The sequence below is a fragment of the Paeniglutamicibacter sp. MACA_103 genome, assembly GCF_045798555.1.
In the GTDB taxonomy this organism is placed as follows: domain Bacteria; phylum Actinomycetota; class Actinomycetes; order Actinomycetales; family Micrococcaceae; genus Paeniglutamicibacter.
The window spans coordinates 109,833-135,915 of record NZ_JBIXLN010000007.1 but is presented as its reverse complement, the minus strand read 5'-3'; the positions used below and the strand labels follow the sequence as shown (position 1 = coordinate 135,915).

Sequence of the window (26,083 nt, the reverse complement as noted above, 5' to 3'; positions counted from 1 at the left end):
CCATCCCGAGGAAGGCCAGCGTTCCCTCCTGCATCCGGGTGCCGCCCGAGGCCGGGCCCGCCAACAGCGGCAGCCCCTCGGCGGTGGCGCGTTCGATGGCCGAGGTGATGCGCTCGGTGGCGGCCTGGCCGATGGAGCCGGCCAGGAACCGGAATTCGGAGACGATGACCGCCACCCTGCGGCCGCGGATCATCCCCTCGCCGGTGAGCACCGATTCATCGACGCCGCTCTTGGCCTCTGCCGCGGCAATGTCCGCCGCGTATTTTTCGCCGATGACCGGGCGCCGGACCGGGGCGTCCCAGGAGGTGAACGAGCCCGCATCCAGGACCGTGTCGATCAGTTCGGTTGACGTCATGCGCTTCGCCTTGAGTTCGGTTGCGGTCACGGCCGTGCCTCCGTTTCCTCGTCCAGCCAGGTGCGGATGGAGGAGGCATCGGCGTCCAGCACCGGGGGAGCGGTGTGGGCGGTCCGGGTGGTCTCGACCTCGGTGGCGGGGTCGAAGAATCGAAGGGGCGGGCCGGGCAGGGTGATCTTGCCCAACACCGAGTGTTCCACATCCACCATCAGGCCCTGCGAGGCGACCTGGTCCCACGCGTAGACCTCGTCCAGGGTGCGGACCTTGCCGGCGGGGATCCCGGCGGCATCCAGTTTCGCCAGGAGGTCGGCCGGCTCGTGGCCCGCGAAGGCAGCCTCGATCTCGTCCAGGAGAAGTGCGTGGTGCTTGACCCGGTCGGCATTGGTGGCGAATTCCGGCCGCGAGCCGTCGATCCCGAAGGCCTCGGCGAAGGCCAGCCACAGCTTTTGGCTGCCCACGCTGATCTGGACCTTCCCGTCCTTGCAGCTGAACAGCCCGTAGGGGGCAATCGAGGGGTGGTGGTTGCCCTGGGCCTGGGGCACCTGGCCCGCAACCGTGGCCCGGGTGCCCTGGAAGGCGTGGACACCGACGATGGCGGCCAACAGGGAGGTGCGGACCACCTGGCCCTTCCCGGTTTTCTCGCGTTCCAGCAGGGCGGCGAGGGCGCCATAGGCCCCGTACATTCCCGAAAGCAGGTCGGCGATGGGAACCCCCACCCGCTGCGGGTCATCGGGCCCGGACCCGGTCAGGGACATCAGGCCGGCCTCGCCCTGCAGGATCTGGTCGTATCCGCTGCGGTGGGATTCGGGGCCGTCGTGGCCGAAGCCGGTGATCGAGAGGATCACCAATCGGGGGTTGAGCTCATGCAGCGCCTCGATGCCGAATCCCAGGCGTTCCAGCACTCCGGTGCGGAAGTTCTCCATCAGCACGTCGGAGCGCTCAATGAGCCGGGAGAGGGTTTCCTTGCCCTCGGCGCTCTTGAGGTCCAGGGCGATGGACTCCTTGTTGCGGTTGCAGGAAAGGAAGTAGGTGGCCTGCGGATTCTCCTCGGGTCCCACGAACGGGGGACCCCAGCTGCGGGTGTCGTCCCCGGCGCCGGGGGTCTCGACCTTGATGACCCGGGCGCCGAGGTCGCCCATCATCATGCCTGCATGCGGGCCGGCCAGCGCGCGGGTCAAATCCAATACGGTGTATCCGCTCAGCGGTCCGGTGGCCGTGGCGGGGACTGCGGGCAGCGTCTCGTACGCGGTGGTGCTCACGAAGACTCCTTGTGACTGGTGGTGAATTGGGGAAGGGTAAGAGGTTGCCTAGAGCCAGCCGGGCAGGACCAGGGTGGCCCAGGCCAGCAGCGGCCCGACCGCGACGACGATGCCGCCGTAGCCAAGGATCTGCTTGTAGAAGCGGTCCTTGTCGGTGCCCTCGGGGGCGTTGGCCAGCACGAGGGCGCCGTTGGTGGAGAACGGGGAGACGTCCACGATGGTGGAGGCGATCGCCAGGGCGCAGACCACGCCCACGGCGCTGACGGCGCCGGAATCCAGGAACGGGACCGCCAGCGGGATGAGCGCGGCAAGAATGGCGGTGGAGGAGGCGAACGCGGAGACGACCGCCCCGATGTAGCAGATCATGAGGGCGGCGAGCAGCGGCATGCCCATGTTGGCGACGCCGTCGGAGACGTACTCGATGGTTCCGGCTTCCTCGAGGACCCCGACGAAGGTGAGCATTCCGCAGATCAGCAGCACGGTGGACCAGCTGATCTTGTTGACCGCGCCCTTCTGCGCCTTGGGGTTCACCAGCGCGAGGATCACGGCAATGGTGATGGAAACGAAGCCGACGTCGACCTTGAAGCCCAGGGCGATGACCGCCAGTGCGATCAGGCCCAGGATCGTCATGACCTGCGGGAAGCGCTCCTGGGAAGACTTGGTGGCCGAGGCGCCGTCGCCGGCCGGGTCGCGGGGGCCATAGGTCCCGCTTCCCGAGCCCTTGAAGTCCACGTCCGCGGTGCGGGCGCCGACGGATACCTGCATGCGGGCCTCGGCAACGCGTTCGGCCAGCTGCCCGGCGCGGGATCCGGCGAGCTTGCCGCCGCCCAGGACGATGAAGAGCACCAGCGCAATGACGAGGTTGAAGATGAAGCTGGAGAGGAAGAGTGCCGTCGGGCTGAAGGCAAACCCTGTTTCGGCGATGAGTCCGTTGACGATGACGCCGTAGACGGCGATGGGGGAGAATCCTCCGGCCTGGGCCCCGTGGACGATGAGCATGCCCATCATCAGCGGGTTGATCTTGTACTTGGCGGCAAAGCTCAGGCCAATGGGCGCCATGATGGCCACGGCCGCCGGGCCGAGTGCGCCCACCGCGGTGATGGCGGCGGTGATGATGAACATGACCCACGGGATCAGGGCGATGCGGTTGTCGACAAGTTTCACCGCCTTGTTGATCAGCAGGTCGATGGTGCCGTTGTTTTGGGCGATGGCAAAGAGATAGGTGACTCCCACCAGGGTCAAGAACAGCCCGCCGGGGAAGCTCGCAAGGATGTCCTTGGAGTCCATCCCCAGGAAGACCGCGCCGAGCAGGAACGCACCAACGAACGCCAGTGCTCCCATGTTGATCGGGAGCACCGTGGCAATCAGGAACATCACCGCCAGGACGATGATGGAAATAACGGCGGGGGACATATGGAGCTTCCTTTGTTCGAAACCGGCGATGTGAGTGGGGTCACGATGTCACTGGACTAGCCTCCTAGACAGTAGGTCTCTTTGTCAATGGGTGTCCGGTGTAGATTGGACCTACTACTTGAATACTGGGAGGTCTATCGTGGCTCGGGAAAAGCCTGCATCGCTGGGCAAGGTTGCGCGTCCGCGGCTCTATGAGCAATTGATGAAGCAGATTCTCGGCTACATCGAATCCGAGCAACTTGGACCGGGAGACCACCTGCCGGCCGAGCGGGATCTCGCCGAGCAGCTGGGCGTCTCGCGTGCGACCCTTGCCCAGGCGCTCGTTGCCCTGGAGGTCCTGGGCGTCATTGACGTGCAGCACGGGACCGGCGCGGTGCTGGTTTACCGGCCCAGCATCGCAACCGTCCTGCGCGACCTGCGGGAACACCAAAACAGGCTTCCCGAAATCGTGGAGGCCCGCAGCACCCTCGAGGTAAAGCTTGCTGCCTTGGCCGCGGAGCGGCGCACCGACGCGGATCTCGAGCGGATCTACGAGGCCCTGGAGGTCATGGCTGCCGAGATCGCCAAGGGCGGCCGTGGTGAACGCGGCGACGAGCTCTTCCACGAAGCGGTGACCACGGCGGCGCATTCGCGCGTCCTGGCCCAGCTCATGACCTTCATTGCGGAAATGGTGCTCGAGACCAGGCTGGAGTCCCTCGGACAACCCGGCCGCCCGGAGCGTTCGCTTGAATCGCACCAGGTGATCGCGCGGGCCATCAGGAATGGCGACGCGGCGGCCGCGGCCGCCGCCATGCAGGCCCACATTGACCTGGTCTCGGACGTCGCGCTCCTGAAATAGGGGTGGTGGCGGTCCGGGGCGCCTACTGATCGCGCAGGACCTCGGTCATCTTTTGGATGAATGCCGCGGCCAGTGCCGATTGCCGGCGCCTGGGCATGGTGAGGATCTGCGCCCGGCGCTCGCCGAGCGCCGGATGGTCCACCGGGATGAAGCGCAGCCCGTCGGTGAGACCCTCCCTCCTGGCAAAGTGGCTCAGCAATGTTGCCCCGACGCCCGAGCGGGCGAACTCCATGGCCGGGTTGATGTGGTCGGTGACCATCGCGATGCGCGGGACCAATCCCTCCATCTGGGCGGCGATGTCGAACAGCTCCCGCTGGCTGATGCCCTTGGCGGGCAGCGAGAGCGGGTATTGGCAGAGCTCGGCCAGCGTGACAGTGGTGTGCGCGGCCAGGGGATGCCCCGTGGCGACCACCGCATAGGCGGGTGCCGGGCAGGAGAACTCCACGGTGACGTCGCGCTGCGGGCCCAGGGCGAAAATCATGGCCACGTCCGCACTGCCGTCGACGATGCGGCGCGTGGCCTCCGGGGACGGGAGCACCGTGAGCTGGATCGAGACGTCAGGGTGTTCCCGGCAGAATGCGGCGATGGCCGCGGGGACCCGGTAGGCGGCCAGCCCCTCCGAGCTGACGATTTCCAGCATCCTTTGTTTGCCCGAGGCCTGTTCGCGCAGTTCGCCGAGCAGCTCCTCGGCCTCCGCCTCGCTGCGCCGGGTGTGCGCAAGCAGCAGCACCCCGGCATCGGTCAGCTGCATGCCGCGCGGATGGCGGCGGAACAGCTCAACGCCGGTGGAGCGTTCAAGCTGGGTGATTTGCCGGCTGATGGCCGAGGCCGAGACGTGCTGGGCTTCGGCGGCATCGGTGATCGAGCCGGTGCGGGCCACTTCATGGAAGTACACCAGGGAGGTGGGCAACATCTGCACGATTGAATTCTCATTTCATCCGGTTTGACTTCAAGTCAACGGGGTTGCGAAAAAAGCTACTGGTGGATGCGAGCCGCACCTCTTAGTGTGATTCACGATACAACAACCAAAAGGATGTGCAGCCGTGAACAATCGCAACGAACTCTTGAAGAAAGCGGCATCATTCGTCGATGACGGCGGATTCTTCACGGAGCTGGCGGCATTGGTCGGGCACCGCACCGTCAGCACCAACTCCGCCGACCGACTTGAATTGAATTCATACCTTAGCGACAAAATCGCCCCCAGACTCGAGAAGCTGGGCTTCGAGACCATGATCCACCCGGAGTGGAACGGCGGGGCCAACAGCTTCCTGATCGGACGCCGGATCGAGAACCCTGAACTTCCGACCATGCTCTGCTACGGACACGCCGACGTGGTCGACGGCCATGAGGGCCAATGGGATCAGAACAGGGACCCGTTCACGCTCAGCGCGGACGGCGAACGCTGGTACGGGCGCGGCTCGGCGGACAACAAGGGCCAGCACCTGGTCAACCTGAAGGCCCTGGAATTACTGCTCGAAGAGCACGGGAGTCTCGGGTTCAACGCGGTGTTCCTCTTCGAATCCGGAGAGGAAATCGGATCCCCGGACCTGGCCGAATTCGCAGCCGCCCACCGCGAGGAGCTTGCCGCTGACGTCTTCATCGCCTCGGACGGACCCCGGCTCTCGGCCCAGGCCCCGACCATCTTCCTCGGCGCCCGCGGTGGAGTCACCTTCGAACTCGCCGCCGACCTGCGTGAGGAGAGCTACCACTCGGGAAATTGGGGTGGACTCATCCGCAATCCCGCCACCACCCTCGCCGCCGCCATTGGCGTACTCGTTGACGGACACGGCAGGATCAAGCTCCCGGCACTGCTTCCGTGCTCCTTGCCCGCTGCGGTCCGTGAGGCCTTGGCCGGCATCCAGGTCGGGACCGGGTCGAACGACCCGAACGTGGACGCCGACTGGGGGGATCCGGAATTGACCCCGGCCGAACGCGTCTACGGGTGGAACACCCTCGAGGTGCTGGCCATGGGCGCGGCGGATCCGCAGAACCCCGTCAACGCCATCCCCGGCACCGCGCGTGCCGTCCTGCAATTGCGTTTCGTTGTCGGCACCCAGGTGCAGGACCTCGAAGGCCAGGTCCAGCGCGCACTCAACGAAGCCGGCTTCCCGATGGTCAAGGCAAAGGTGCGCACCAGCTTCCCGGCAAGCCGCATCGAACCCGATGACCCGTGGGTCTCCTGGGCGTCCGAATCCCTGCGAGAAAGCACCGGCCTGCCGACGACCATCCTGCCCAACATCGGCGGTTCGCTGCCCAACGCCGTCTTCGAATCGATCCTTGGCCTGCCAACCCTCTGGATCCCGCATTCGTATCCCGGATGCCTCCAGCATGCCCCGAACGAACACATGCTCGAACCGATCGCCCGCCAGGGACTGCAGCTCATGTGCGGCCTCTTCCACGACCTGGGGGTCCGCGGCAACAGCCCGTTCGCGCCCAGTGTCCTGTCCACCCACGCCTGACACCGCCTCCCGAGGGGAAATCCCATGAACCGCAGTCAGAACCAGATCGCCGCAAGCCCGCAAGCACCGGGCGCCCCGGCGCCCCGCAAGCAATCCATGGCCCGCGGCATCGCCGCCGCCACGATCGGCAATGCCCTCGAGTGGTACGACATGTCGATCTATGCCCTGTTGGCGATCTACATCGGCCACAACTTCTTCCCCTCGGACAACCCCGCCATTGAGGTGATCCAGGCCTTTGCGGTGTTCGGCGTCTCGTACCTGATCCGCCCGCTGGGCGGATTGATCCTTGGCTCGTATGCCGACCGGAACGGCATGAAGAAGGGCCTGATGCTCACCATTCGGCTGATGGTGCTGGGGACGGCGGTGATCGCCTTCATGCCCGGTTACGACGTCATCGGGATCCTGGCCCCGATCGGCCTGATTCTGGGCCGGCTCATCCAGGGCTTCTCGGCCGGTGGCGAGTTCGGTGCCGCAACCTCCTACCTGATCGCGCAGGGCGAGGGCAGGCGCGGCTTCCTCGGCAGCTTCCAATTCGCCAGCCAGGGGTTGGGCGCCCTCATGGCCGCCATCACCGTGGTCATCCTGACGTCGATGTTCAGCGAGGCCGAGATGAACGCCTGGGCTTGGCGGATCCCCTTCATCATCGGGCTGCTGGTGGGCCCGGCCGGCTGGATGATCCGCCGCTACGTGGACGAGGCCCCGCTGGCCGAGGTGGCGCCGGAGGAAAAGCATGCCCCGGTCCGCGACGTCTTCGTCTCGCAAAAGTCAAGCGTCCTCATGGCCGGCGGCGCCCTGGCGATCTCCACGGCGCTGAACTTCGTCATCCAGTACATGCCGACCTTCGGCATCAAGCAATTGGGGATCAGCCCGTCGATTTCCTTCACCTCGCTGATCCTGACCGGTGTCATTCTCACGTTCCTCACCCCGCTGGTCGGACACCTTTCCGACAGGTTCGGACGCATCCGGATCATGGTTCCGGCCGCCATCGCGATCGCGGTGCTGACCATCCCGCTGTTCATGTGGCTCATTGCCGGCCGGACCTTCCTGGTGCTGGCGCTGGTCATGATCGTCCTGGGCCTGCTGAAGTCCGTCTACTTCGGCGCCCTGCCCTCCGTCATGGCGGATGTCTTCCCGGCCAAGACCCGCGCGACGGGGCTGTCCTTCAGCTACAACGCGGCGGTGGCGGTGTTCGGCGGATTCACGCCCATGATCTGCGCCTACCTGATCGAGGTCACCGGCCAGCCGATGGCACCGAGCTACTACCTGGCGGTGCTCGCCGGCGTCAGCATCGTCGCGCTGGCCTCCGCCGTGAAGTTCCGCGCGGTGCGCTAGCCGGACCTGGCGTCGGAACTGACGGCAGGGCCCCAAGATTTTCCGGGGCCCTGCCTTGGCGTATGCCGGTCCGGTCAGCCGTTGCCCAGCCGCTGCAGCACCAGGGCCAGGGCCGGCCAGGCGCTGCGGCCCCGGCGCGTCCGGGCGAAGGCGCGCAGGCGCAGGTCGGGATTGCGCAGCGGCAGGATCGTGATCCCCTCCCGTGGCGGGCGGTCCTCCGGAAGCAGTCCCACCCCGAGTCCGGCGAGGATCAGGTCCTCGACCAAATCCAGGCTGTCGGACTGGTGGCGCAGGGCGGGGACAAACCCGGCCATCGAGGAGACGAGCCGCAGCACCGTCTCGTCGGCGATGTTGCGGGAGTTCCCGATCCAGTCGTGGTCCCGGAAGACGGAGAAGACCGCGGCGGCGTCCGGCGCCGGCCCGGCTTTGGTGAACCGTTGCGCCTCGGCGGTGGGCACGCCCAGGCCCCATGCGGTGCTCCACAGCTCGATGGTTTCAATGTCGGGCCCCACCTCGTCCGGGGCGAGGTCGTAGTCGTAGGTCAGGGCCAGGTCGAGGTCGTCCGCGGCCAGAAGTTTCAGCGCCTCCGCCGGTTCGTGTTCGAGCACGGCGATCCGGACCCGGGGGTGGTTCTCGGCCAGCTCCCCGATGACCGGCATCAGCGTCCTGCGGATCGCGGTGGCGAACCCGGCCACCTTCAGCGTTCCCGAGGGCTCGGCCCCCGAGTCCAGGTCGAGCCGGGCGGCGTCGACCGCGGCGAGGATGGTCTGGGCATGTTCGGCCAGCCGGCGCCCGGCCGGGGTGAGCCGCACCCCGCGCCCGTCGGGCTCCAGCAGCCGGGCGCCGGTTTCCCGCGCGAGCTGGGCGATCTGCTGGGAGACCGTCGAGGTGGTGGTGCCCAGGATGTCCGCCACCCCGCGCATCGACCCCATGCGGGAGAGCTCGTACAGGTATTGCAGGCGCCGGGTTTCCATATCCTCCATTGTGCAGGATTGGCGAACGATATGTTGATGATTCTCGCGTGGACATGGACGGCGCATCTCCGATCTACTGGTAACCATGAGTCACGCACCCGCCCCGGCCACCCGTTCCGCCTCCATCGGTTCGATGATGGCGTTTGCCGCGATGGGCTGCGTCCAGCTGGGCCTGGCCGCGTCGATCGGGCTGGCCGGCTCGCTGGGATCCGAGGGCGTAGCTTGGCTGCGCCTGGCGTGGGCCGCGGTCATCCTGGTGGCCATCGCCCGTCCGTGGAGGCTGACGTTCAGCCGCGCCACGCTGGGGATCTGCGCGTTGCTGGGGCTGGCCACTGCGGGCATGACGCTGGCGTTCATGAAGGCGGTGGAAACGATTCCGTTGGGCACCGCGAGCGCATTGGAATTCATGGGCCCGCTGGGGGTTGCCATCATCCAGGGCCGGGGCGCCGGACGCTGGTGGGCGCTGGTTGCCGCGGCCGGGGTGCTCGGGCTGACCGAACCCTGGCATGGTGCCGCGGATGCGGCCGGCGTGCTTTTCGCCCTGGCGGGCGCCGCGTGCTGGGCCGTCTACGTCCTGCTCACCCAGCGCGCCGGGGACGCCGTCGATGGCATCGGTGCGCTGGCCATCTCCATGCCGGTCGCAGCCCTGGCCGCGACGCTCGTGGTCGGCCCCGGCGTGATCGGGCGCATGGACGTGCAGGTGCTGGCGATCGGGTTCGCCCTGGCGCTGCTGCTGCCGGTGATCCCGTTCAGCCTCGAGTTGCTGGCGTTGCGCCGGCTGACCACCGCGGCGTTCGGCACGCTGATGTGCCTGGAGCCGGCCATCGCCATGGTCGTCGGGTTGCTGCTCCTGCACCAGGTCCCGCGCCCGGCCGCGATCCTCGGCATCGTGCTGGTCATCATTGCCGGGATCGGCGCCACGCGCACCGGCCGCCGCGACCCCGCGAAGCTCTCCCCGGCCGCGCAGGATCCGGCCGCTGCCGCGGCTGCGCAGTCCATCCGGTAGCCGGCGGCTGGCCGGCAAAAGACCCCCGGATCGCAGCGTGGCATCCGGCATCTGCAACGACGACCGCGCCGAGGCCCTCGGCGGGACCGTAAGCGGACCCGCCGGGCATTCACCAGCGGGGGTGGACCGCCTCGCGGAAGTAGCGGTCATAGATGGAGCGGACGCCGTCGTTGAACTCCGGGGTGATTGCGGCTCCGGCGGCGGCATTGGCCCGGGCCTGCTCCACGGTGCGGGCACCGGGAATGACCGCGGTGACGCCGTCCTGGGCACTCACCCACGCGATGGCAGCCTGCGCGGTGCCTAAGCCCTGCGGCACCAGCTGCTGGAACTCGGCCACGGCCCGCAGACCCAGCCCGAAATCCACGCCGGAGAAGGTTTCCCCGACGTCGAAGGCAGCGCCGGCGCGGTTGTAGTTGCGGTGGTCGTCTTCGGCGAACCTGGTTTCGCTGGTGTACTTCCCCGAGAGCAGGCCGGAAGCCAGGGGAACCCGGGCGATGATGCCCACTCCGGCGGCCTTCGCGGCGGGGAGCACCTCATCCAGCGGCTTGAGCCGGAAGGCGTTCAGGATGATCTGGACGGATGCGGTACCGTCGTGGCGCAGGGCCTCGAGGGCTTCATCGGTCCGTTCGACGCTGACGCCGTAGTTCCTGATGGCACCCTCGGCGACGAGGGTGTCCAACGCGTCATACACCTCCGCGCGGCTGTAGACGGCGGTGGGCGGGCAATGCAGTTGGACCAGGTCCAGGGCGTCGGTCCGCAGGTTGCGGCGCGATCGGTCCACCCATTGGCGGAAGGTGGCCAGGTTGTAGTTCTCCGGCCGTTGTTCCAGCCGGCGACCCATCTTCGTGGCCACCGTGATTCCGGTGCCGGGGTTCTCCGCGAGGAACGCCCCGATGGCCTGCTCGCTGCGCCCGTCCCCGTAGACGTCGGCCGTGTCGAAGAAGGTGACGCCGGCCTCGGCGGAAGCCGCGAGGATGTCCCGGGCCTCCGCAGGGTCCACGTTGCCCCAGTCCGCCCCGAGTTGCCAGGTGCCCAGTCCGATGACTGAAACGTGTCGTCCGGTCTTGCCCAATGCGCGCTGTTCCATAGCCCGACTATAAATTGCGCAGCCGACGCGGGGTCAATTCCGGTTCATTCGAGGTAAGGAAGCGCGGGGAACGCCATGCCGCCCGGCTCGGTGCCGTGGACCGCCGCGGTGAGCAACTCCGCAAGGTTTTCGGCGGTGACGGTCCGCGGGTTGTTCGCCGGGACCTGTGGCAGGATGAGGGACACCGCCTCCGGGATGTCCGCCGCGTCGAATCCGTAGTCCTTCAGCGCCCGCGGGGCATCCAGACGTTCCCGCAGCGCATTGAGCCCGCCGATGGCGGTCGGGCTGCCGAACGCCGCCGCAATGCGGGACTCGGCCTCGGGCGCGTGCGGCGCATTGAACGCCAACACATGGGGCAGCACCGTGGCATGGGTCTGGGCGTGTGGCATGTTGTAGGTCCCGCCCAGCACGTGGCAGATCTTGTGGTGCAGGCCCGAGCCGGCCGATGCGAAGGCGACGGCCGAAAGGTAAGCGCCGTACAGCGCCTGTTCGCGGCCGTCGATCCCCGACGGATCTGCTGCGATGCCCGGAAGCCCGGCGGCCAGGGCGCGGATGCCCTCGGATGCGAGCGCCACGTTGATCGGGTCGGCGCGCGGTCCCCACATCGAGTCGATGCAGTGGGCCATGGCGTTCAGCCCGGAGGCCACCGAGAGCCCCACGGGCAGGGAGAGGCTCAGCGCCGCATCGTAGATGACGGTGGCGGGCAGCACCCTGGCATCGACGCCGGTGGATTTGCGCCCCTCTTCGGTCAGGCCCCAGACGTTGGTGGCCTCGGAGCCCGCATAGGTGGTGGGGACGGCGATGATCGGCAGCGCGGTGTCCAGGGCGATGGCCTTGGCCAGGCCGACCGCGGACCCGCCGCCAACGCAGAGAAGCAGGTCAATGTCGTTTTCCCGAGCGGCCCCGCGGGCCTTTTCGGCGCTGGCGATCGGCACGTGCTGGACAACGTCGGGGTAGTTCAGGGCCACCGGGAGGCGTGCGGTCAACTCGGCGACAGTGCCGGAATCGCGGGCACCGGCGATCACCATGACCCGGGAGGCGCCGAACCGCTCCACCTCCGCCGCCAGGTGTTCGGCGGCCTTGCCGGTGCCGAAGAGTACGCGTTGGGGCAGGGTGTCGTGGCTGAAGATCATTCCCATGCAGGCAGTCCTTGGTTCGGGGTCCCGCGCGGGACCGGTGGTGCTGCCGCTCAGGCTACCGGAGATGCAAGCGGTCCCGCCCCCTTTTGACGCGCGTTGCGCAGGAGGGCGGGACCGCTTGGGCTGCCGGTTCGTATTAGATGGTGGATTCGTTCAGCTTGGCCAGCAGGTCGGTGAAGCGGCGGACCTCGCCGGGATCCCATTCGGCGAGCCGGTCGTGGAGCACGCCGCGGGCCGTGGCCAATGTTGCGTCGAAGCGGGTCCGGGCCTCATCGGTCATGGCGACCAGCAGGGCCCGACCGTCGCTGGGATCGATGCTGCGGTGCACCAGCCCAAGGCCCTCGAGCTGCTTGATCGTCCGGCTCATCATGGCCTTGTCCACCTCCATCTCCTCGGCCAGGCACCCCTGTTGCCGGGCTCCGGAGCGGGAGAGGATCGTGAGCACCTTGAACCCCATCGGGGGCAGCTCCGGGTGGATGGCGACGGCCCGGGCCCGGATGCTGTTGCGCGCGTTGACGAACATGGTCGCGAACTCGTGCTCGACCGCGTCGATCAGCCCGCCCATGGCGTCGTCGTTCCGCGCGGGCTCTGCGACGGCAAAGGGATCGGCCAGGGAGTCCATGTCAGCGGCGCACCGAGGCGGGCTCGCCGTCGTGGCGCGGGGTCGCCGCGATGGCGGCCTCGCTGACCTCGGCCAGGTTGGCTTCCGCGGCTTCGGCCTCCGCGCGCTGGTGGCGGGTCTGGGTGCCCAGCTCCAGGTTGGGCATGAACGCTACGGCCAGGATGGTCAGGATGCTCAACGGAGCAGCCACCATGAAGACGTAGGCCACGGCATCGCCGTAGGAGGACTCGATGATGGTGCGAACCGAGTCAGGCAGGGAATGGACGGCCGGGATGCTTCCGGAGGCCAGCGAGGCGGCCAGGTCCTTGCCCTTGTCCCCGAGCTCGGCAATGGCTGCGCCCAGCTGGGCGCTCTTTGCGCCCATCAGGTCGGCGACCTTGGTGGCCATCAAGGCCCCGAGGACCGAGACGCCGATGGTTCCGCCCAGCGAGCGGAAGAACGCGATGCCGGAGGAGGCCACGCCGATCTCGGCCGGGGTGACGGCGTTCTGGACGATCAGCACCAGGTTCTGCATGACCATGCCCAGGCCCGCGCCGAGGACGAACATGTACACGGAGACCAGCACGAAGTTGGTGTCGTAGTGGATCGTGCCCAGCAGGTAGAGCCCCGCAAGCTGCAGCACCGAACCGATGACCATGATGGCCTTCCACTTGCCGTGCTTGGAGATCATCGCCCCGGCGATCGTGGAGATGATGAGCAGCCCGGCCATCATCGGGATGGTCATCAACCCGGATTGGGTGGCGTTGGCGCCGCGGGCCAGCTGCATGTACTGGGCAAGGAACACCGAGGTGCCGAACATCGACACGCCCACGGAGATCGAGGCGATGACCGAGAGGGTGAAGGTGCGGTTCTTGAACATCGTCAGCGGGATGATGGGCTCGGCGGCCTTGAACTCCACGATGATGAAGGCGGCCAAGGCGGCGACGGCGCCGCCGACCATCCACGCGGTGGTGGCCGAGGCCCACTCGAAGTCCTTGCCGGCCAGGGAAACCCAGATCAGCAGCGCCGAGACGCCGGCCGAGAGCAGCACGATGCCGGCGTAGTCGATGGAGACCTTGCGCTTGGCCTGGGCCGGAAGGTGGAGGGTCTTCTGGATCAGGATGATCGCGATGGCCGCGAAGGGCAGGGCGATGAAGAAGTTCCAGCGCCAGTTGATGGCGTCGGTGATGAATCCGCCGATCAGCGGGCCGCCCACCGTGCCCAGTGCCATGACGGCGCCGAAGAGGCCCATGTACTTGCCGCGCTCGCGCGGGGAGATGATGTCGGCCATGACGATCTGGGTCAGGGCGGTCAGGCCGCCGGCGCCCAGGCCCTGGAAGACGCGCATGGTGATGAGCATGTTGGTGTCCTGCGAGAAGCCGGCGATGGCCGAGGCGATCACGAAGACCAGCAGCGAGAGCTGCAGCAGCAGCTTGCGGTTGGCCAGGTCGGCCAGCTTGCCCCAGATCGGGGTGGAGATGGTGGTGGCCAGCAGGGTCGCGGTGACCACCCAGGTGTAGGAAGTCTGGTCACCGGCAAGGTCGGAGACGATGACCGGGAGCGAGGTGGACACGACGGTGCCGGCGAGGATCGAGACGAACATGCCCATGAGCAGGCCGGTCAGTGATTGCATCACCTGGCGGTGGGTCATGCCCGATTCGGACTTCTCCGGCTCCGCCTTCGTGCGGGTGGGTGTCTGGGACAAAAGAGGGCTCCAAAAACAGGGGGATGATGGTTGATTGATATCAACTATATAAAATTGGTTGCTAAAGCACAACTAGTTTCCCTGTGATGTGGAGCTCGGAAGTCCCCTGTGCAGGTATCCCGAGCGTCTGCGGAATCCCGCAGAGGGTTCGACGGAAGGCGGTTCGACCATGCCCCAGCCCTGAGGCGTATAACCATCCGTATCCTTGCCCTATCCATCAACTTGGCTCTAGCTCTCGCCCTGGTTCTGAACGGTTTTGACATCAGAGCAGTCCGTCCCGGGTTCAGGGTAAAGGTAACCCCCATGTCACCGTTGCCTTTCAACCCGTAGCATGCTGGAAAAGCAATCACATGGAGGTCCAATTGCCATACCCCAAGAACCACCACAAGATGTTCCTGACGTGTTACACGGACACCTTTAACTACGGGTGGCACCACGTCGACTTGTTCGTTCACGATGAAAACGACCTTGAGGTGAACTGGGTGCATTGGGGCGTGAGCGCCGATGGCCCCGAGGCAGCGGACAAGTCACTCGTGACGGTTGAACCGAAGCTGGAGCGGACCGGGGAATGGAAGCGCGGCGTGAGCGAAGCCGGCCTGGAGTACTGGACGGCAGACGCCGCCTGGGTCGACTAGGTTTCACTCGCGAAACACCACCCGCCCGACGGTGCCGTCACCGTCCCCGAGCCCCGGGCAACTGCCGGAGGAAAGCGATAAATTCGCTGGCATCCGGTAGCCCCGGGGCTCGAGTGCGTTCCGGGAGGCTTCACTCCGATGCATGTTTAGGGCCTTTGGCCCCCGGCGACGGGTGAGGGCCCGGCTATGCGGCCCGGTCCAGCTTCCCCCTGAATCTTCCCGCGGGAAGCTGGACAGGGCACGCTATCGGCACCGCCATGACGCCGTTGGCTTCCCCTCGTGCATCCTTCCGCACGCCAACAGCAAGAAGGCGGTTGCTGCCGTCACCGGCCTGATCCGGAGAACGTAGCAACCGCCTTCGCGAGCCCGCAATGGACTGAACTTCAGCTGTGGTGAGGGTCCGGATCCCTACCGACCGGCATCGATCCCACCACGGTCATGCCTCGAGCAGCGATGGAAGCTTCCTAGTTTTGGCTCGTCTGGGTGAGGCGACGCTGCAGGCGTTGGCCGGTCTTGTCCGGGTTGAAGAAGATGACCGAGAGGATGCCTGCCGCCAACAGCAGGCCACCGGCGATGGTCAGCGACTGGTTCACGCCGGAGATCATGTTGCCGATCATTTCGGCCGTCTCCGGGGTGCCCTTGGCGGCGGTCCTGTAGCCGGCCTGCTCCATGAACATGCCGACGGCCGTCGGTGAAACGATGGCACCGATCGAGGCGACGCCACCGAGGGTGGCCATGATCACCGGGCGCTGTCCGGCACCGACGGCGTATGCCATGGCGGAGGGGGCCATCGGGTAGATGACGCTGAAGCCCGCACCGAGTGTCAGCAGTACGATGACCATCGGGCCGGAGGTGAAGGGCAGGGCGAGGAAACAAGCGCCGGCCAGGACGAGGCAGACGCCGAACGGTGCGGCGATTGCAATGCGCACCGACTTGCCGCGGCGCATCTGGTTGCGTCCCAGGAAGCCGAGACCCAGCAAAACGACCGCGCCGAAGATCCACGGGAAGGTGGTGATCAGTGCGACCATTTCCGGGGATACGTTGACGACGCCGGCCAGGTATTTCGGCGACCAGGTGGTGAGGAACCCTTGCGTCCAGAAGTTGGTGAAACCGCCGAAGACGGCAACCAGGAACGAGCCGCTGAGCAGGATCCATGCGAGCTTGACCGGCTTCTGGTCCTCGTACTGCTTGGTCCGGAGGTCCGAAGCAATTTCGGTGGCGGTCTTCTCGCGGACAGGGGCGTTGGCAACCGCCGTGGCTTCCGGTTCGGCCGTTTCCTTGTTCTTCGAGCTGCCGAACGGTCCGTCGGCACCCAGGATGTACCAGGCGATGATCCATGCCAAGCCCAGAAGGCCGAGGGCACCGAAGGCCCAGCGCCAGCCAAAGTTGCTGATGATAAAGGCGAGGAATGGGGCTGCCAGGACCGGTCCCAACGTGGAACCGATGGCAATCAGGTTGCTGGGGAGTGCCCGTTCGGAGGGCTTGAACCAGGAATGGGCCGAGGAGAGCGACATGGCAGTGGCCGGGCCTTCGGCGCCACCCAGAAGGATGCGGGTGACCAGCAGAATGGCTGCGCCGCCGCCGAAGAGCATCGGGAACTGGAGCACTGCCCAGGCCAAGCCCATGGCGAAGATGACCCACTTGACCGACGTGCGGCCCGCGATCAGACCCAGGAACACGGAGCCGATGGCGTAGAGGAAGAAGAATGCGCTACCGATCATGCCGAACTGGACGGTGGTGATTCCCAGTTCGGGGATCGCCTTGTAGGCGACGAGGCCGAGCACAGCCTTGTCGGCGAAGGCAACGATCTGGAAGAGGATGAGCATGATCGTGATGGTCCATGCGCGGCGGTTCATCCGCCCGTTGCGGATGGCACTGCTCAGGGTTCTATCGTTTTGGAGCTGTGTTGAAGACATGGGCACCTCAAGGTGTTGGGAGTGGGGTGGCAGGGAACCCGGCGGGTTTCGAGCAACAATTGAAGGCTATGTGGTGTATGGCACTGTCGACAGTTGCTGATTCCCGTCCGTGGATGCAGGTAATCCTCGCCGACGTAGGGGAAAGCCTTAGTTTTCGGCCAAGGACGGCTCGATCCACTCTGCGATGTCCAGCAGGCTTCCGGGATGCCCCGGGTTGCCGATGACCTGGATCCCCAACGGCATGCCCGTCGCATCGCGCAGCCCGGAGATAGTGACCGTCGGCAGGCCGAGGGCTTGCCACGGGCGGCTGAGGATCGGGTCGCCGGTCTTGGTCAGCCCTTCGGGGGCCGATCCGGTTGCCGCGGGCGCGATGATGGCGTCGAAGTGCTGGAGCCGGTTCAGGATGTCCTTTCGGGCTGCAGCGAGTCCGACCTTGGCTCCGTGGAAGTCGGCATCGGCTAGCGCCTCACCGCTAGAGAGGAGATCGGCCAGAGGCTCACTGACCTCGTGCTTCCGCGAAAGCAACCATTCGTGCGTGCGAGCGGCCTCGTAGGCCATCACGCTCATGTGCAGCGGGACCAAGTCCCGTACCGCTGCGGCAGAGCCGAGCGACTCGACCACTGCACCCTGCGTTCTGGCGCCGGATAGGGCCCGCTGCAGGCCCGAAAGCATGTCATCGGAGATCGGGGCGATGTCGCTGCCGTCCCAGACCAACAACCGGGGCAGGCGCTTGGCCCCCTGAGTCGGTGCCGGAGCGCCGGAGATGGCGGTGTAGGCGATGCGCAGGTCCGCGGCGGTGGCGGCCAAGAAACCGACCGAGTCCAGGCTGTGGCTCAGCCCGGTGACCCCGTCCGTCGGGATCACGTGGATCGGGGCGACCAAGCCGGCCACCCCGCAGTAGGAGGCGGGGCGGGTCAGGGAGCCCGCTGTCTGCGTGCCGAAGGCGAACGGGACCATGCCGCTGGCCACCGCAACGGCTGATCCGCTGGAGGAACCACCTGGAGTGTGTGGTGCGGTTCCGCCAGTCGGCCGGTGCGGGTTGCTGGTGGGCCCGGGCGCGAAGTACCCGAACTCGGTGGTGACCGTTTTGCCCATCACGATGCCCCCGGCATTCCGCAGGGCGGCGACGCAGGCGGCATCGGCCGTTGCTGGTGGTGCCTGATCGAAGATCGGCGAACCGCATCCCGTGCGCATCCCCGCCACGTCGATGATGTCCTTCACCCCTGCCGGGGTGCCCCAGAGAGCTCCCCGGGATCCCTTCGGCGCGTCAGCCAATTTGTGCGCCGCGGCGAGGGCCGAGTCGGCATCGACGCTCACCCATGCCCTGAGCTCAGGTTCCAGCGCTTCGATTCGTGCCAGCGATTCGCCGATTAGGTCCAGCGGCGTTGCCACTCCGGTGGCCAGGCGCTGGATGGATGCTGCAAGCGATACGGGGGCGGCGGCTTCTACTGCTGTCATGAGATGGGATCCTTAGGCGTCGACGAGTCGCGTATTGGGGGATGCTGTGGTTGCCCGTGGGTTAGACGGCTACCGGCGGGCCAATGGGGTGGAAAGCGCGGTTGAAGTAAACGAGCCCGTTGTTGTCGTTGTTGACCTCGACCCGGTCGAGGCGGATGAACAGGACCGAATGCGAGCCCTGCTCGGTAATGGCCTCGATGGTTCCGATGCACTTTACGTGGGCGTCGGCGAGGACCGGAACGTCGGTGTCCTTCTCCCAGATGTCCCAGGTGAAGCGCTGGTCCATGGGAACCTGGGTGGCACCGGAGAAGTGGCGTGCAAGTTCCTCTTGCTCACCGGCCAGGACATTGATGCCGACCTTGCCGTTGTTCTTGAAGACATCGTGGGCGGCACTGTTTTTGTTCACGCAGACCAGGACGGTGGGCGGGGAATCGGTGACGGAGCAGACGGCGCTGACGGTGATGCCCAGCCGGCCGTGCGGCCCATCGGTGGTGATGATGCTAACGGCGGCCGGAAGGTGTGCCATCGCAGTCCGAAAGTCCATTTGGATTTGGGTTAGCTGGGTCATGATGCTCTCCTGATCGGCTGGTGCCGCCCGCTGCAAGGCGGGCGGCTAGGTGGCTCCCCGGTGGCGTCTTATTCAGACTTCCGCGGGCTTGGTTAGTAATCTATGAACTGAATCACTTCCGGGATATCCCCAGTTGCCCTAGGTTTCGGGGCGGCTGGCCCAATGTCCGTAGGTAATTCCCTTAGCGTCTGGCCGTTGCAGGGCCTTCAGGGAATGGCTATGGTTCCATGTCGAAGCAGTTGGAATTGGAGACCATGACTAACAAAACGATGACCCCTGAACCGATCGTGTACATCGTCGATGACGACGAAGAGCTATGCACCTCGCTCGCGTGGCTTCTGGACTCCGTCGATATCGCCTCGCGGAGCTACAACGACGTGGCTTCCTTCCTCGATGGATACGACAGGGAACGAGCCTCATGCCTGGTCCTGGACGTGAGGATGCCCCGGACCGGAGGGTTCGCCCTTCAGGAAACCCTGAACCAGATCGGGGCGCCTATCCCGATCATCTTCGTGTCGGCCCACGGCGATGTCCGCATGTCGGTGCGCGCGCTGCAGCAGGGCGCGGTCAACTTCTTCGAGAAGCCCTACGACCCCCAGCAGATGCTCGACGCCGTGCAGGAGACGCTGGAACTCGCCGAGGTGCGCTTTGCTGAATCCGCCGAGCGGACACAGGTCCTGGAACGGTTGCGCACCCTGACCCCGCGCGAACGCGAGATCCTGCTACTTGTCATCGACGGCCTGCCCAGCCAGAATATCGCCCGGCAACTGGGCACCAGCGTAAAGACGATTGATGTGCACCGAGCGCGGATCAAGTCCAAGACAAATGCGGAGAGTATTTCGACGCTGGTCAGGGACGTACTGAGCCAACGGATCGACCTCGCAGTGGACCTGTAGGGGGACCACGGCTCGCCGCGGGTACTGCCGAGACGATGGGCAGCCACTGTTTTTCCGCCGCCCTTGAGCACGCGTATGGCCCGGTTCCCATGGGGAACCGGGCCATTGCAATGTCGGAGCCGGCTAGCTCTTCACCCCGTAACGGGCGAGGTACCTGCTCGAGGCCATGCGCAGGACCCTGTCGATGGTGAAGCCCAGAAGCCCCAGGGTGATGATTCCAACGAAGGTCCAGTCGATGCGCCCGTAGTTCCTCGATTGCCAGATCAACGCACCCAGGCCGTGCTGGGCTGCGACGATCTCGGCGGAGACGATGGTGAGGAAGCTGTTGCCCATCGCCAGTCGGGCGCCGGTGACGATGCCCGGAATGGCTGAGGGCAGCACCACGGAGGTCATGATCTGGCGCTGGCCGGCACCCAGATTCGATGCTGCATTGATCCTGTTCTCCGGGATGGCCAGCACCGCGGCGATCGTGCTCACCGTGACGATAAAGACCGAGGTGTAGAAGATCAGCACAATCTTCGATGTCTCACCGATGCCGAACCAAATCACGGCCAGCGTCACGAACGCGATGGGCGGGATGAACCTGAAGAACTCGATATACGGGTCCAGCAGCTGCCGCACGACGTTCAGGCGCCCCATGAGGATGCCGATGGGTGCACCCACCACGACGCCGAGCACCCAGCCGATCAGGATCCGCTGGGTGGAGGCCCAGATGCTGACCCACAGTGTTCCGTCGGCAGCCAGCTCGACTGCAGCAGCCGCAACCTCCGTTGGCGATGCGACGGCAGTGGGGCCATACCACCAGGCCACGACGCTCCACAGCGCCAGCCCGATGGCGGCCGATGCAGCCCACCAGAGGACCTGACGCGCCCCCTGTCCGGCTTTTTCTTTCCGTTGCTGGTTAACGGCAGAGCCCACACGAGGTGCGGTTTCCAGGGCGCTCATCCTTCATCATCCAATCCTTGGGCACGCAATGATGCGGCGACCTCTTCTCGGATATCTGCTCGAAGCTGCTCGTAGACAGAAACGACCTCGGCGGCTGAGCGCTCGCGGGGGCGGGCAAGACCCAGGTCGTAGATGTTCTTGAGGCCTGCCTTCGGCCCGGAGGACATGACCACGACGCGGTCGGCGAGGGCCACTGCCTCGTCGATATCGTGGGTCACGAACACCACGGTGCAGCCGGTTTCTTCCCAGATCTGGGTCAGCTCTGCCTGCATCACGGCCCGAGTTTGAGCATCCAGGGCACCGAACGGCTCGTCCATGAGCACGAGCGGCTGCTCGTTGGCCAACACCCGCGCGATCTGTACTCGTTGGCGCATGCCACCGGAGAGTTGGTTCGGGAACTTCGCCCCTGCCTTGCGCAACCCCACCATGGACAGGAAACGGTCGGAAATCCTTGTCTGTTCGGTCTTGGAAGCTCCATGCATCTTCGGGCCATAGGATACATTGGCCGCCACGGTCATCCAGTCGAACAGTGCATCCGATTGCTGGAAGACCATCCCCGCATGCGGGTTGGCCCCAAGCACTGGATCCCCGGCGCAGGTGATGCTTCCCCCGCTGATTGCAGTGAACCCGGCAATTGATGACAGCAGGGTGGACTTGCCGCATCCACTAGGTCCCAGCAGACAAACGAATTCGCCTGGCTTGATGTCGATGCTGATGCCATCCACGATTTCGGCCGAACCGAAGTTGATCGACACCGAGTCCAGCTGGACGCTGGTTCCCGAAGCTTTACTGGCGGACCCGTCCTTTGGGGCCGTGACAGTCGATGTCATGGAAGGAACCTCACTTCTTGCCGACCCAGTCCACGAGGATGCGCTTGTCCAGCTCTGGCTTTTCCTTCAGCACGCCAGTGCCGACGAAGTAGTCGGCCATGGTATTGCCGGTCTCGAGATCCTTGCCAGTTAACGAGCGGATCTCATAGTCGATCTGGTCGACGGCCTGGAGGATTTGCTCCTTGGGGACCTTCGTGTGCGCCAGGGTGGCCGTCACGGCACGTTCCGGTTCGGCTTCCACGATCTTTGCGGCATCGGCCAGGACAGAGGCGACTTTCTGCGCCTCTTCGCCTTGGGCGTTGACGAAATCGGAGCGACCGATCACCCAGTGGTTGTATAGCCAGTCATAGTCTCCGGTGGTTTCTGCCACGATGCCGACGCCCTCGGTGACAGCGTTGCTCGGCCAGGGCTCCCACATGACAAAGCCGTCGGCGTCTCCGCGCTTCAACAGTGCGGAGGCATCGTTCGGCGTCGCGGTGATGAATTCGACAGATTCGGCTTCGATGCCCTTGGCTTCGAGGTACTTCGCGGTGGCGATCTCGCTAAGGCCGGGGACGACCATCATTTTCTTGACGTTCTCTGGCTTGATCCCGTTGCGCAGAACCACCTTGACGTATTCGCCCGAGGTCTGGGTGGCGAATAGCGCAACCAGTTCCGGGCTCTGCTGGAACTGTGTGATGGTGGTGGCGTCCGAGCTACCCGCCAGATGCACTTGTCCGGCGGCGAGTGCATCGACGGCTTCGCCGCCGCGGCCAAACTGGATCAACTCCACATCGACGCCGGCCTTCTTGAACATGCCCTCGTCCTCGGCAACGAAATATGGGGCGTACGTTGTGTCGATGCCGACTGCGATCTTGACCGGCCCGTTGGCTTCGACCTTGGTGTTTGCATCAGCCGGGCGTGAGCAACCAGTGGTCATAGCGAGTGAGAGGGCGGCGACTGTTGCCGCCACGACCTTCACGTAGCTGACGTGTTTCTTCATGTAAGTGCCTTTCGAAATGGATGTATTTACGGCAGATCTAGAAGAGCTCCAATAACAGGCGCTTGCCGCAGGTCCGGGAAACGCATGTAGCCATCTGGTCATTTGCCGCTTTCTCCGAGGCGGAGAGGCAGTTGTCGCGGTGCTCGGGCACGCCCTCCAGCACGCCCATGACGCATGTGCCGCAGATTCCCTCCTTGCAGGAGGTGTCGACCTCGATGCCGTTTTCCTGGAGCACATCCACGATCGAGCGATCGGCCGGGATCTCGAAGACTTCGCCCGTGTCCAGCTCCACCTCGAAAGCAGTGTCGTTGGAAGTGTCGATCTCCTCGGCCTCGAAGTGCTCGATGTGGACCTGGTCCTCGCCGATGACCGGGGCGAACGCGTCGTGGACCTTGTCCATGAATCCCACCGGGCCGCAGGTATAGACGTGTACGCCGGTATCGGCGTCCCGAGCGAGGGCAGTCATGATGGTGCCCTGCTCGTTGCGTGGAATCCCGAAGTGGAAGCGCACCGATTCGGTGAATCCGCAGCGCTCTTCGAGCAGCTCCGTGAAAGCCGCTTCCGTGTGGGAACGGGCGAAGTAGTGCAGCTCGAAGTCGGTGTTCGTGCGGTGCAGGTCGTAGGCGATGCTGATCATGGGGGTGATGCCGATGCCTGCCGCCACGAGGATGTGGCGATCGGCGTTGGTGGCAACCTTGAGCAGGTTGCGCGGCTCGCTGACCTCGAGTTCGGTGCCGACGGTGACTCCGCTATGGAGCGCTGCGGAACCGCCGCGCGATGTGGGCTCGAGCTTCACCGCTACCAGGTACGAGCCCTCGTCCGGTGCGTTGCAGAGGGAGTACTGGCGGGTGACCTCCGTGGGGCCGACTATGTCGATGTGAGCCCCCGCAGGGGCCGGGGCAAAGGCCGACCCGTCGGAACGTTCCAAACGGAATGTCTTGATGTTGCTGGTTTCTTCCGAAACCATGGCCACTTTGACCCGGACGTTGTTCATGTCCGCACTCCTCTAACTTGGGTGGTTCTTCTAAGGTGTGGGGGCGCCATGCGCGAATCGCCGATGCGATCAGCGCATGAACAGCCCGCCATTGATGTCCCAGCTGGCACCGTTGACCGATGCCGCCTCGGGGGAGGCGAGCAAGGCGACCGTCGATGCAATGAATTCCGCCGAACCGAGCCTGCCCACCGGAATATTCGCCTTGACTGCCTCCAGCTTGTCGGCGGCTACCGTCTCGTAGACCACCGGAAGATCAAGCGGACCCGGGGAAACCGAGTTCACCGTGACTCCGTTGGAGGCCAGGTCGCGGGCAAACACCTTGGTCAGCGTGCCCACCCCGCCCTTGGCCGCGGCGTAGTGGGCGCCGGTGGCCGTGCCGCCGTTCTGGCCCGCAAGCGAGCCGATATTCACGATGCGGCCGTAGCCGTTTTTCGCGAAGTGCCTGCCGAAGACCTGGCAGCCCAGGAAGACGCCGTCGAGGTTCGTGGAAACGATCGCCGAGAAGTCCTCCGGGCTGATGTCCATCAACGCCTGGACCTGGGAACGACCTGCGTTGTTGATCAGCACGTGTGCATTTCCCCAATGCTCCACAGCGGACTGAAGGGCCGTCTCGAAGTCCTCCTTGCGGCGGACATCGAGGACCGCCGCCGCTGCCGTCTTGCCGCTGGGATCCAGCTCGTCGGCCAGTTCCTGGACTGCTTCGATCCGGCTGCCGGTGGCGAGCACCGAGTAGCCGTCAGCGTGCAGGGTGCGCGCAATGACGGCACCCAGGCCGCGAGTGGCGCCGGTGACGATGGCAACCTGGCCGTTGTCGACTCGATCCCCGGCGGTGGCCTGAAGGTCTGTTGTCGTAGTCATCCCGGGCCCCTAGAGCAGGAATCCGGAGGCCGTAACAGCCCCGTCGGAGTTGACCAAGCGCACGACCTTCAGGTCCAGACGTGGTTCGCCGTCGACGAAGCTGATCCGGTGCTCCAGATCTGCTGCGAGCAACAGGTGCTTTTCACGCTTGAAGCCGACGATGATCTGCGCCGAACGCAGTGTCACAGACTCACCGTCGTTCGCCGTAACGGTGAAGCGGGAGATGGTGCGTGCGGTGCGTGCCGAGGCGACTGCGGACATCGAGTAGCCCTCGGTCAGCCGGGTCACGCGCATCCGGCGCATCCTGGCGTCGTCGTAGACCATGTTCAGGCCGGATTCGAAGTCATCGGTGTCCGGATCAATCGGGATCACGTACTTGCCGGCTGGAGTCCACAGGCCCTCCCAAGACACATAGTCCTTGGCGTCGAGCAGCGTCGCCTCGTGCCAGATCAGCGCGATGGCCTTGGACACCAGCGGGTCGAGCAGCGCGTCGGATGCGAAGCCGTTTTCAAGGGGGGCGGTCAGCGTGCTTTCGCTAGTCATCGCTCATCATCTTCTTCCACTGTGAGTAGGATTCGCGCATGCCCGATTCGTCGGTCACGTGCGAGGTTTTCCAGCCTTCGTCCACCGTCGTTTCGCGGCCGAGGCCGCGGTTGACCATGATGGGCATCTCGGGGTTGGCGTAGGCGCCGCGCTGCACGCGGTCCCAGGCCTCGGAGTCATCCGGGGTGCCGAATCCGAATGGGCCTTGGAAATGTTCGTGGATGCGCAGGCGTTCGCGGTTGACGCTTTCCGGTCCGCCGTCCAGGCCCAGAGCCAAGTGCTGGATCTCTGTCTCGTTCACCGAGATCGGGCGTAGGACGCGGAAGAAGGACATCGACATGGCAACATTCGGGAACAGGTTCAGGTTGAACCCGGCACCGTGCATCGAACGCACGATGCGGCGGACCTGATCGGCCGGCATCGTTGCGGAGAGCTCGTCGATGATGGGGCGGAAGCGTTCCTGCAGTTCCTCGGTTCCGTCATCGGCATCCAGCTCGACGTGTTCCGGGACCATGATGGCGACGCTGTGGCCGTTGCCCAGGGCGTGGGTCACGGCATTCTCGTCGGTCATGAAGGAGAGCATGTCTGCCGTTTCGGCGTCAACGGAGGCCATCCACGAACGGTGCACGATCGGAAAGTGGTAGCCGTCGGTGGTGTTTTCCAACTGGATCTTCCAGTTGCCGTCGAAGCGGAACTTGTGCTCGCCCTGGACCTTGATCCCGTAGCCCGCACCCTGCATCATGAAGCGGTCCATCCAGAGCTTCGCGTCGCCCAGGAAGTCCTCGAGCGGTTCGATGTCCTGATTGAAGGAAGCGAAGATCATCCCGGCGTAGCTCTCGACGCGCAGCTTCTGCAGCGGCATGTCTTTCTTCTCGATGACGCCTTCGTAGCCCTCGGGGTAAGGGATGCCGCGCAGCTGGCCGTCGAGCGAGTAGGACCAGGAGTGGTAAGGGCAGGTGAAGCCGTTGGCCTTGCCCTTGTCCGGCTCGCAGATCGAGGCGCCACGGTGGCGGCAGCGGTTGAGCAGGACGTTGAACGCGCCCTTGCGGTCGCGGGTCACGATCACGGGCTGGCGGCCGATCATGGCCTTCTTAAAGTTGCCCTTTTCCGGGATCTCGCTTTCGTGGGCCACCCAGACCCACGTCTTGTAGAAAATCTTCTCCAGCTCGGCTTCGAAGATCTCTGGATCGGTGTAAAGCTGCCCGGCGACCCGGTCGGTCGAGGCAAGTGCTGAGAAGCCGTCTTGGTTCTCCATGATGGGGGTGCTCATCCGTAACTCCTTGGGGATAG

General features: G+C 65.3%; 25 protein-coding genes. 6 read left to right on the top strand and 19 right to left on the bottom strand.

Annotated features, from left to right (window positions below; translation table 11 throughout):
• From ACIPVK_RS05475 to ACIPVK_RS05465, 3 genes are all read right to left on the bottom strand, one after another.
• A partial coding sequence (locus ACIPVK_RS05475) for a carboxyl transferase domain-containing protein (RefSeq protein ID WP_407610949.1) occupies nucleotides 1-355 on the bottom strand: 355 nt, incomplete at its 3' end.
• A gap of 26 nt (nucleotides 356-381) precedes the next feature.
• Nucleotides 382-1,614 carry a CaiB/BaiF CoA transferase family protein gene (locus ACIPVK_RS05470; RefSeq protein WP_407610948.1) on the bottom strand — a complete coding sequence of 411 codons (1,233 nt, stop codon included), beginning with the start codon at nucleotides 1,612-1,614 and terminating at the stop codon, nucleotides 382-384.
• Between the two features lie 48 nt (nucleotides 1,615-1,662).
• Nucleotides 1,663-3,027, bottom strand: a complete 1,365-nt coding sequence (locus ACIPVK_RS05465; RefSeq protein WP_407610947.1) for an SLC13 family permease — start codon at nucleotides 3,025-3,027, stop codon at nucleotides 1,663-1,665.
• 136 nt (nucleotides 3,028-3,163) lie between these two features.
• On the opposite strand from ACIPVK_RS05465, the gene ACIPVK_RS05460 reads away from it, so the two are divergent.
• Nucleotides 3,164-3,865 (top strand): FadR/GntR family transcriptional regulator, encoded by a 702-nt coding sequence (locus ACIPVK_RS05460; RefSeq protein WP_407610953.1) that lies wholly within the window; start codon nucleotides 3,164-3,166, stop codon nucleotides 3,863-3,865.
• A 22-nt stretch (nucleotides 3,866-3,887) separates the two neighbouring features.
• Here ACIPVK_RS05460 and ACIPVK_RS05455 read toward each other — a convergent pair whose 3' ends face one another.
• Nucleotides 3,888-4,778 carry a LysR family transcriptional regulator gene (locus ACIPVK_RS05455; protein ID WP_407610952.1) on the bottom strand — a complete coding sequence of 297 codons (891 nt, stop codon included), beginning with the start codon at nucleotides 4,776-4,778 and terminating at the stop codon, nucleotides 3,888-3,890.
• Between the two features lie 130 nt (nucleotides 4,779-4,908).
• Between ACIPVK_RS05455 and ACIPVK_RS05450 the strand changes: the two genes are divergently transcribed.
• Together ACIPVK_RS05450 and ACIPVK_RS05445 are read left to right on the top strand one after the other, a co-directional pair.
• Complete coding sequence (locus tag ACIPVK_RS05450; RefSeq protein WP_407610946.1) at nucleotides 4,909-6,324, top strand: M20 family metallopeptidase; 1,416 nt, start codon at nucleotides 4,909-4,911, stop codon at nucleotides 6,322-6,324.
• Nucleotides 6,325-6,348: 24 nt separating this feature from the next.
• Complete coding sequence (locus ACIPVK_RS05445; protein WP_407610945.1) at nucleotides 6,349-7,656, top strand: MFS transporter; 1,308 nt, start codon at nucleotides 6,349-6,351, stop codon at nucleotides 7,654-7,656.
• A gap of 74 nt (nucleotides 7,657-7,730) precedes the next feature.
• On the opposite strand, the gene ACIPVK_RS05440 is transcribed toward ACIPVK_RS05445, so the two are convergent.
• The gene (locus tag ACIPVK_RS05440; protein WP_407610944.1) at nucleotides 7,731-8,630 is read right to left on the bottom strand and encodes a LysR family transcriptional regulator; all 900 of its coding nucleotides are present in this window, start codon (nucleotides 8,628-8,630) and stop codon (nucleotides 7,731-7,733) included.
• Nucleotides 8,631-8,715: 85 nt separating this feature from the next.
• Between ACIPVK_RS05440 and ACIPVK_RS05435 the strand changes: the two genes are divergently transcribed.
• A complete protein-coding gene (locus ACIPVK_RS05435; RefSeq protein WP_407610943.1) occupies nucleotides 8,716-9,636 on the top strand; it encodes an EamA family transporter in 921 nt (306 codons plus the stop codon).
• Between the two features lie 109 nt (nucleotides 9,637-9,745).
• Here the strand turns inward: ACIPVK_RS05435 and ACIPVK_RS05430 are convergent, their stop codons facing one another.
• The 4 genes from ACIPVK_RS05430 to ACIPVK_RS05415 all read right to left on the bottom strand — a co-directional run bounded on the left by ACIPVK_RS05430 (nucleotide 9,746) and on the right by ACIPVK_RS05415 (nucleotide 14,114).
• Complete coding sequence (locus tag ACIPVK_RS05430; RefSeq protein WP_407610942.1) at nucleotides 9,746-10,723, bottom strand: aldo/keto reductase; 978 nt, start codon at nucleotides 10,721-10,723, stop codon at nucleotides 9,746-9,748.
• Between the two features lie 44 nt (nucleotides 10,724-10,767).
• A complete protein-coding gene (locus ACIPVK_RS05425; protein WP_407610941.1) occupies nucleotides 10,768-11,862 on the bottom strand; it encodes a maleylacetate reductase in 1,095 nt (364 codons plus the stop codon).
• Between the two features lie 136 nt (nucleotides 11,863-11,998).
• Nucleotides 11,999-12,484 (bottom strand): MarR family winged helix-turn-helix transcriptional regulator, encoded by a 486-nt coding sequence (locus tag ACIPVK_RS05420; RefSeq protein ID WP_407610940.1) that lies wholly within the window; start codon nucleotides 12,482-12,484, stop codon nucleotides 11,999-12,001.
• A gap of 1 nt (nucleotide 12,485) precedes the next feature.
• Nucleotides 12,486-14,114: an MDR family MFS transporter gene (locus ACIPVK_RS05415; protein ID WP_407610951.1), complete on the bottom strand. Its 1,629-nt coding sequence runs from the start codon at nucleotides 14,112-14,114 to the stop codon at nucleotides 12,486-12,488.
• 416 nt (nucleotides 14,115-14,530) lie between these two features.
• On the opposite strand from ACIPVK_RS05415, the gene ACIPVK_RS05410 reads away from it, so the two are divergent.
• Entirely contained in the window at nucleotides 14,531-14,803 is a 273-nt protein-coding gene (locus ACIPVK_RS05410) for a hypothetical protein (protein WP_407610939.1), read from the top strand.
• Between the two features lie 464 nt (nucleotides 14,804-15,267).
• On the opposite strand, the gene ACIPVK_RS05405 is transcribed toward ACIPVK_RS05410, so the two are convergent.
• The 3 genes from ACIPVK_RS05405 to ACIPVK_RS05395 all read right to left on the bottom strand — a co-directional run bounded on the left by ACIPVK_RS05405 (nucleotide 15,268) and on the right by ACIPVK_RS05395 (nucleotide 18,745).
• Nucleotides 15,268-16,719, bottom strand: coding sequence for an MFS transporter (locus ACIPVK_RS05405; protein WP_407610938.1), 1,452 nt, complete (start codon nucleotides 16,717-16,719; stop codon nucleotides 15,268-15,270).
• A 147-nt stretch (nucleotides 16,720-16,866) separates the two neighbouring features.
• On the bottom strand, nucleotides 16,867-18,177 hold the full coding sequence (locus ACIPVK_RS05400; RefSeq protein ID WP_407610937.1) for an amidase: 1,311 nt from the start codon (nucleotides 18,175-18,177) through the stop codon (nucleotides 16,867-16,869).
• A 61-nt stretch (nucleotides 18,178-18,238) separates the two neighbouring features.
• Nucleotides 18,239-18,745, bottom strand: coding sequence for a flavin reductase (locus tag ACIPVK_RS05395; protein ID WP_407610936.1), 507 nt, complete (start codon nucleotides 18,743-18,745; stop codon nucleotides 18,239-18,241).
• A 254-nt stretch (nucleotides 18,746-18,999) separates the two neighbouring features.
• On the opposite strand from ACIPVK_RS05395, the gene ACIPVK_RS05390 reads away from it, so the two are divergent.
• Nucleotides 19,000-19,641, top strand: a complete 642-nt coding sequence (locus ACIPVK_RS05390; RefSeq protein WP_407610935.1) for a response regulator transcription factor — start codon at nucleotides 19,000-19,002, stop codon at nucleotides 19,639-19,641.
• 123 nt (nucleotides 19,642-19,764) lie between these two features.
• Here ACIPVK_RS05390 and ACIPVK_RS05385 read toward each other — a convergent pair whose 3' ends face one another.
• From ACIPVK_RS05385 to ACIPVK_RS05355, 7 genes are all read right to left on the bottom strand, one after another.
• Nucleotides 19,765-20,586, bottom strand: coding sequence for an ABC transporter permease (locus tag ACIPVK_RS05385; RefSeq protein WP_407610934.1), 822 nt, complete (start codon nucleotides 20,584-20,586; stop codon nucleotides 19,765-19,767).
• Nucleotides 20,583-21,416, bottom strand: a complete 834-nt coding sequence (locus ACIPVK_RS05380; protein ID WP_407610933.1) for an ABC transporter ATP-binding protein — start codon at nucleotides 21,414-21,416, stop codon at nucleotides 20,583-20,585. The genes ACIPVK_RS05385 and ACIPVK_RS05380 overlap by 4 nt, the downstream gene beginning before the upstream one ends.
• 10 nt (nucleotides 21,417-21,426) lie before the next feature.
• Nucleotides 21,427-22,398, bottom strand: coding sequence for an ABC transporter substrate-binding protein (locus tag ACIPVK_RS05375; protein WP_407610932.1), 972 nt, complete (start codon nucleotides 22,396-22,398; stop codon nucleotides 21,427-21,429).
• 37 nt (nucleotides 22,399-22,435) lie between these two features.
• Nucleotides 22,436-23,392: a PDR/VanB family oxidoreductase gene (locus ACIPVK_RS05370; RefSeq protein ID WP_407610931.1), complete on the bottom strand. Its 957-nt coding sequence runs from the start codon at nucleotides 23,390-23,392 to the stop codon at nucleotides 22,436-22,438.
• 69 nt (nucleotides 23,393-23,461) lie between these two features.
• Nucleotides 23,462-24,250: an SDR family NAD(P)-dependent oxidoreductase gene (locus ACIPVK_RS05365; RefSeq protein WP_407610930.1), complete on the bottom strand. Its 789-nt coding sequence runs from the start codon at nucleotides 24,248-24,250 to the stop codon at nucleotides 23,462-23,464.
• 9 nt (nucleotides 24,251-24,259) lie between these two features.
• Nucleotides 24,260-24,793, bottom strand: coding sequence for an aromatic-ring-hydroxylating dioxygenase subunit beta (locus tag ACIPVK_RS05360; RefSeq protein ID WP_407610929.1), 534 nt, complete (start codon nucleotides 24,791-24,793; stop codon nucleotides 24,260-24,262).
• Nucleotides 24,786-26,063 (bottom strand): aromatic ring-hydroxylating oxygenase subunit alpha, encoded by a 1,278-nt coding sequence (locus ACIPVK_RS05355; RefSeq protein WP_407610928.1) that lies wholly within the window; start codon nucleotides 26,061-26,063, stop codon nucleotides 24,786-24,788. Before ACIPVK_RS05355 ends, ACIPVK_RS05360 begins: the two co-directional genes overlap by 8 nt.
• Between the last annotated feature and the right edge of the window lie 20 nt (nucleotides 26,064-26,083).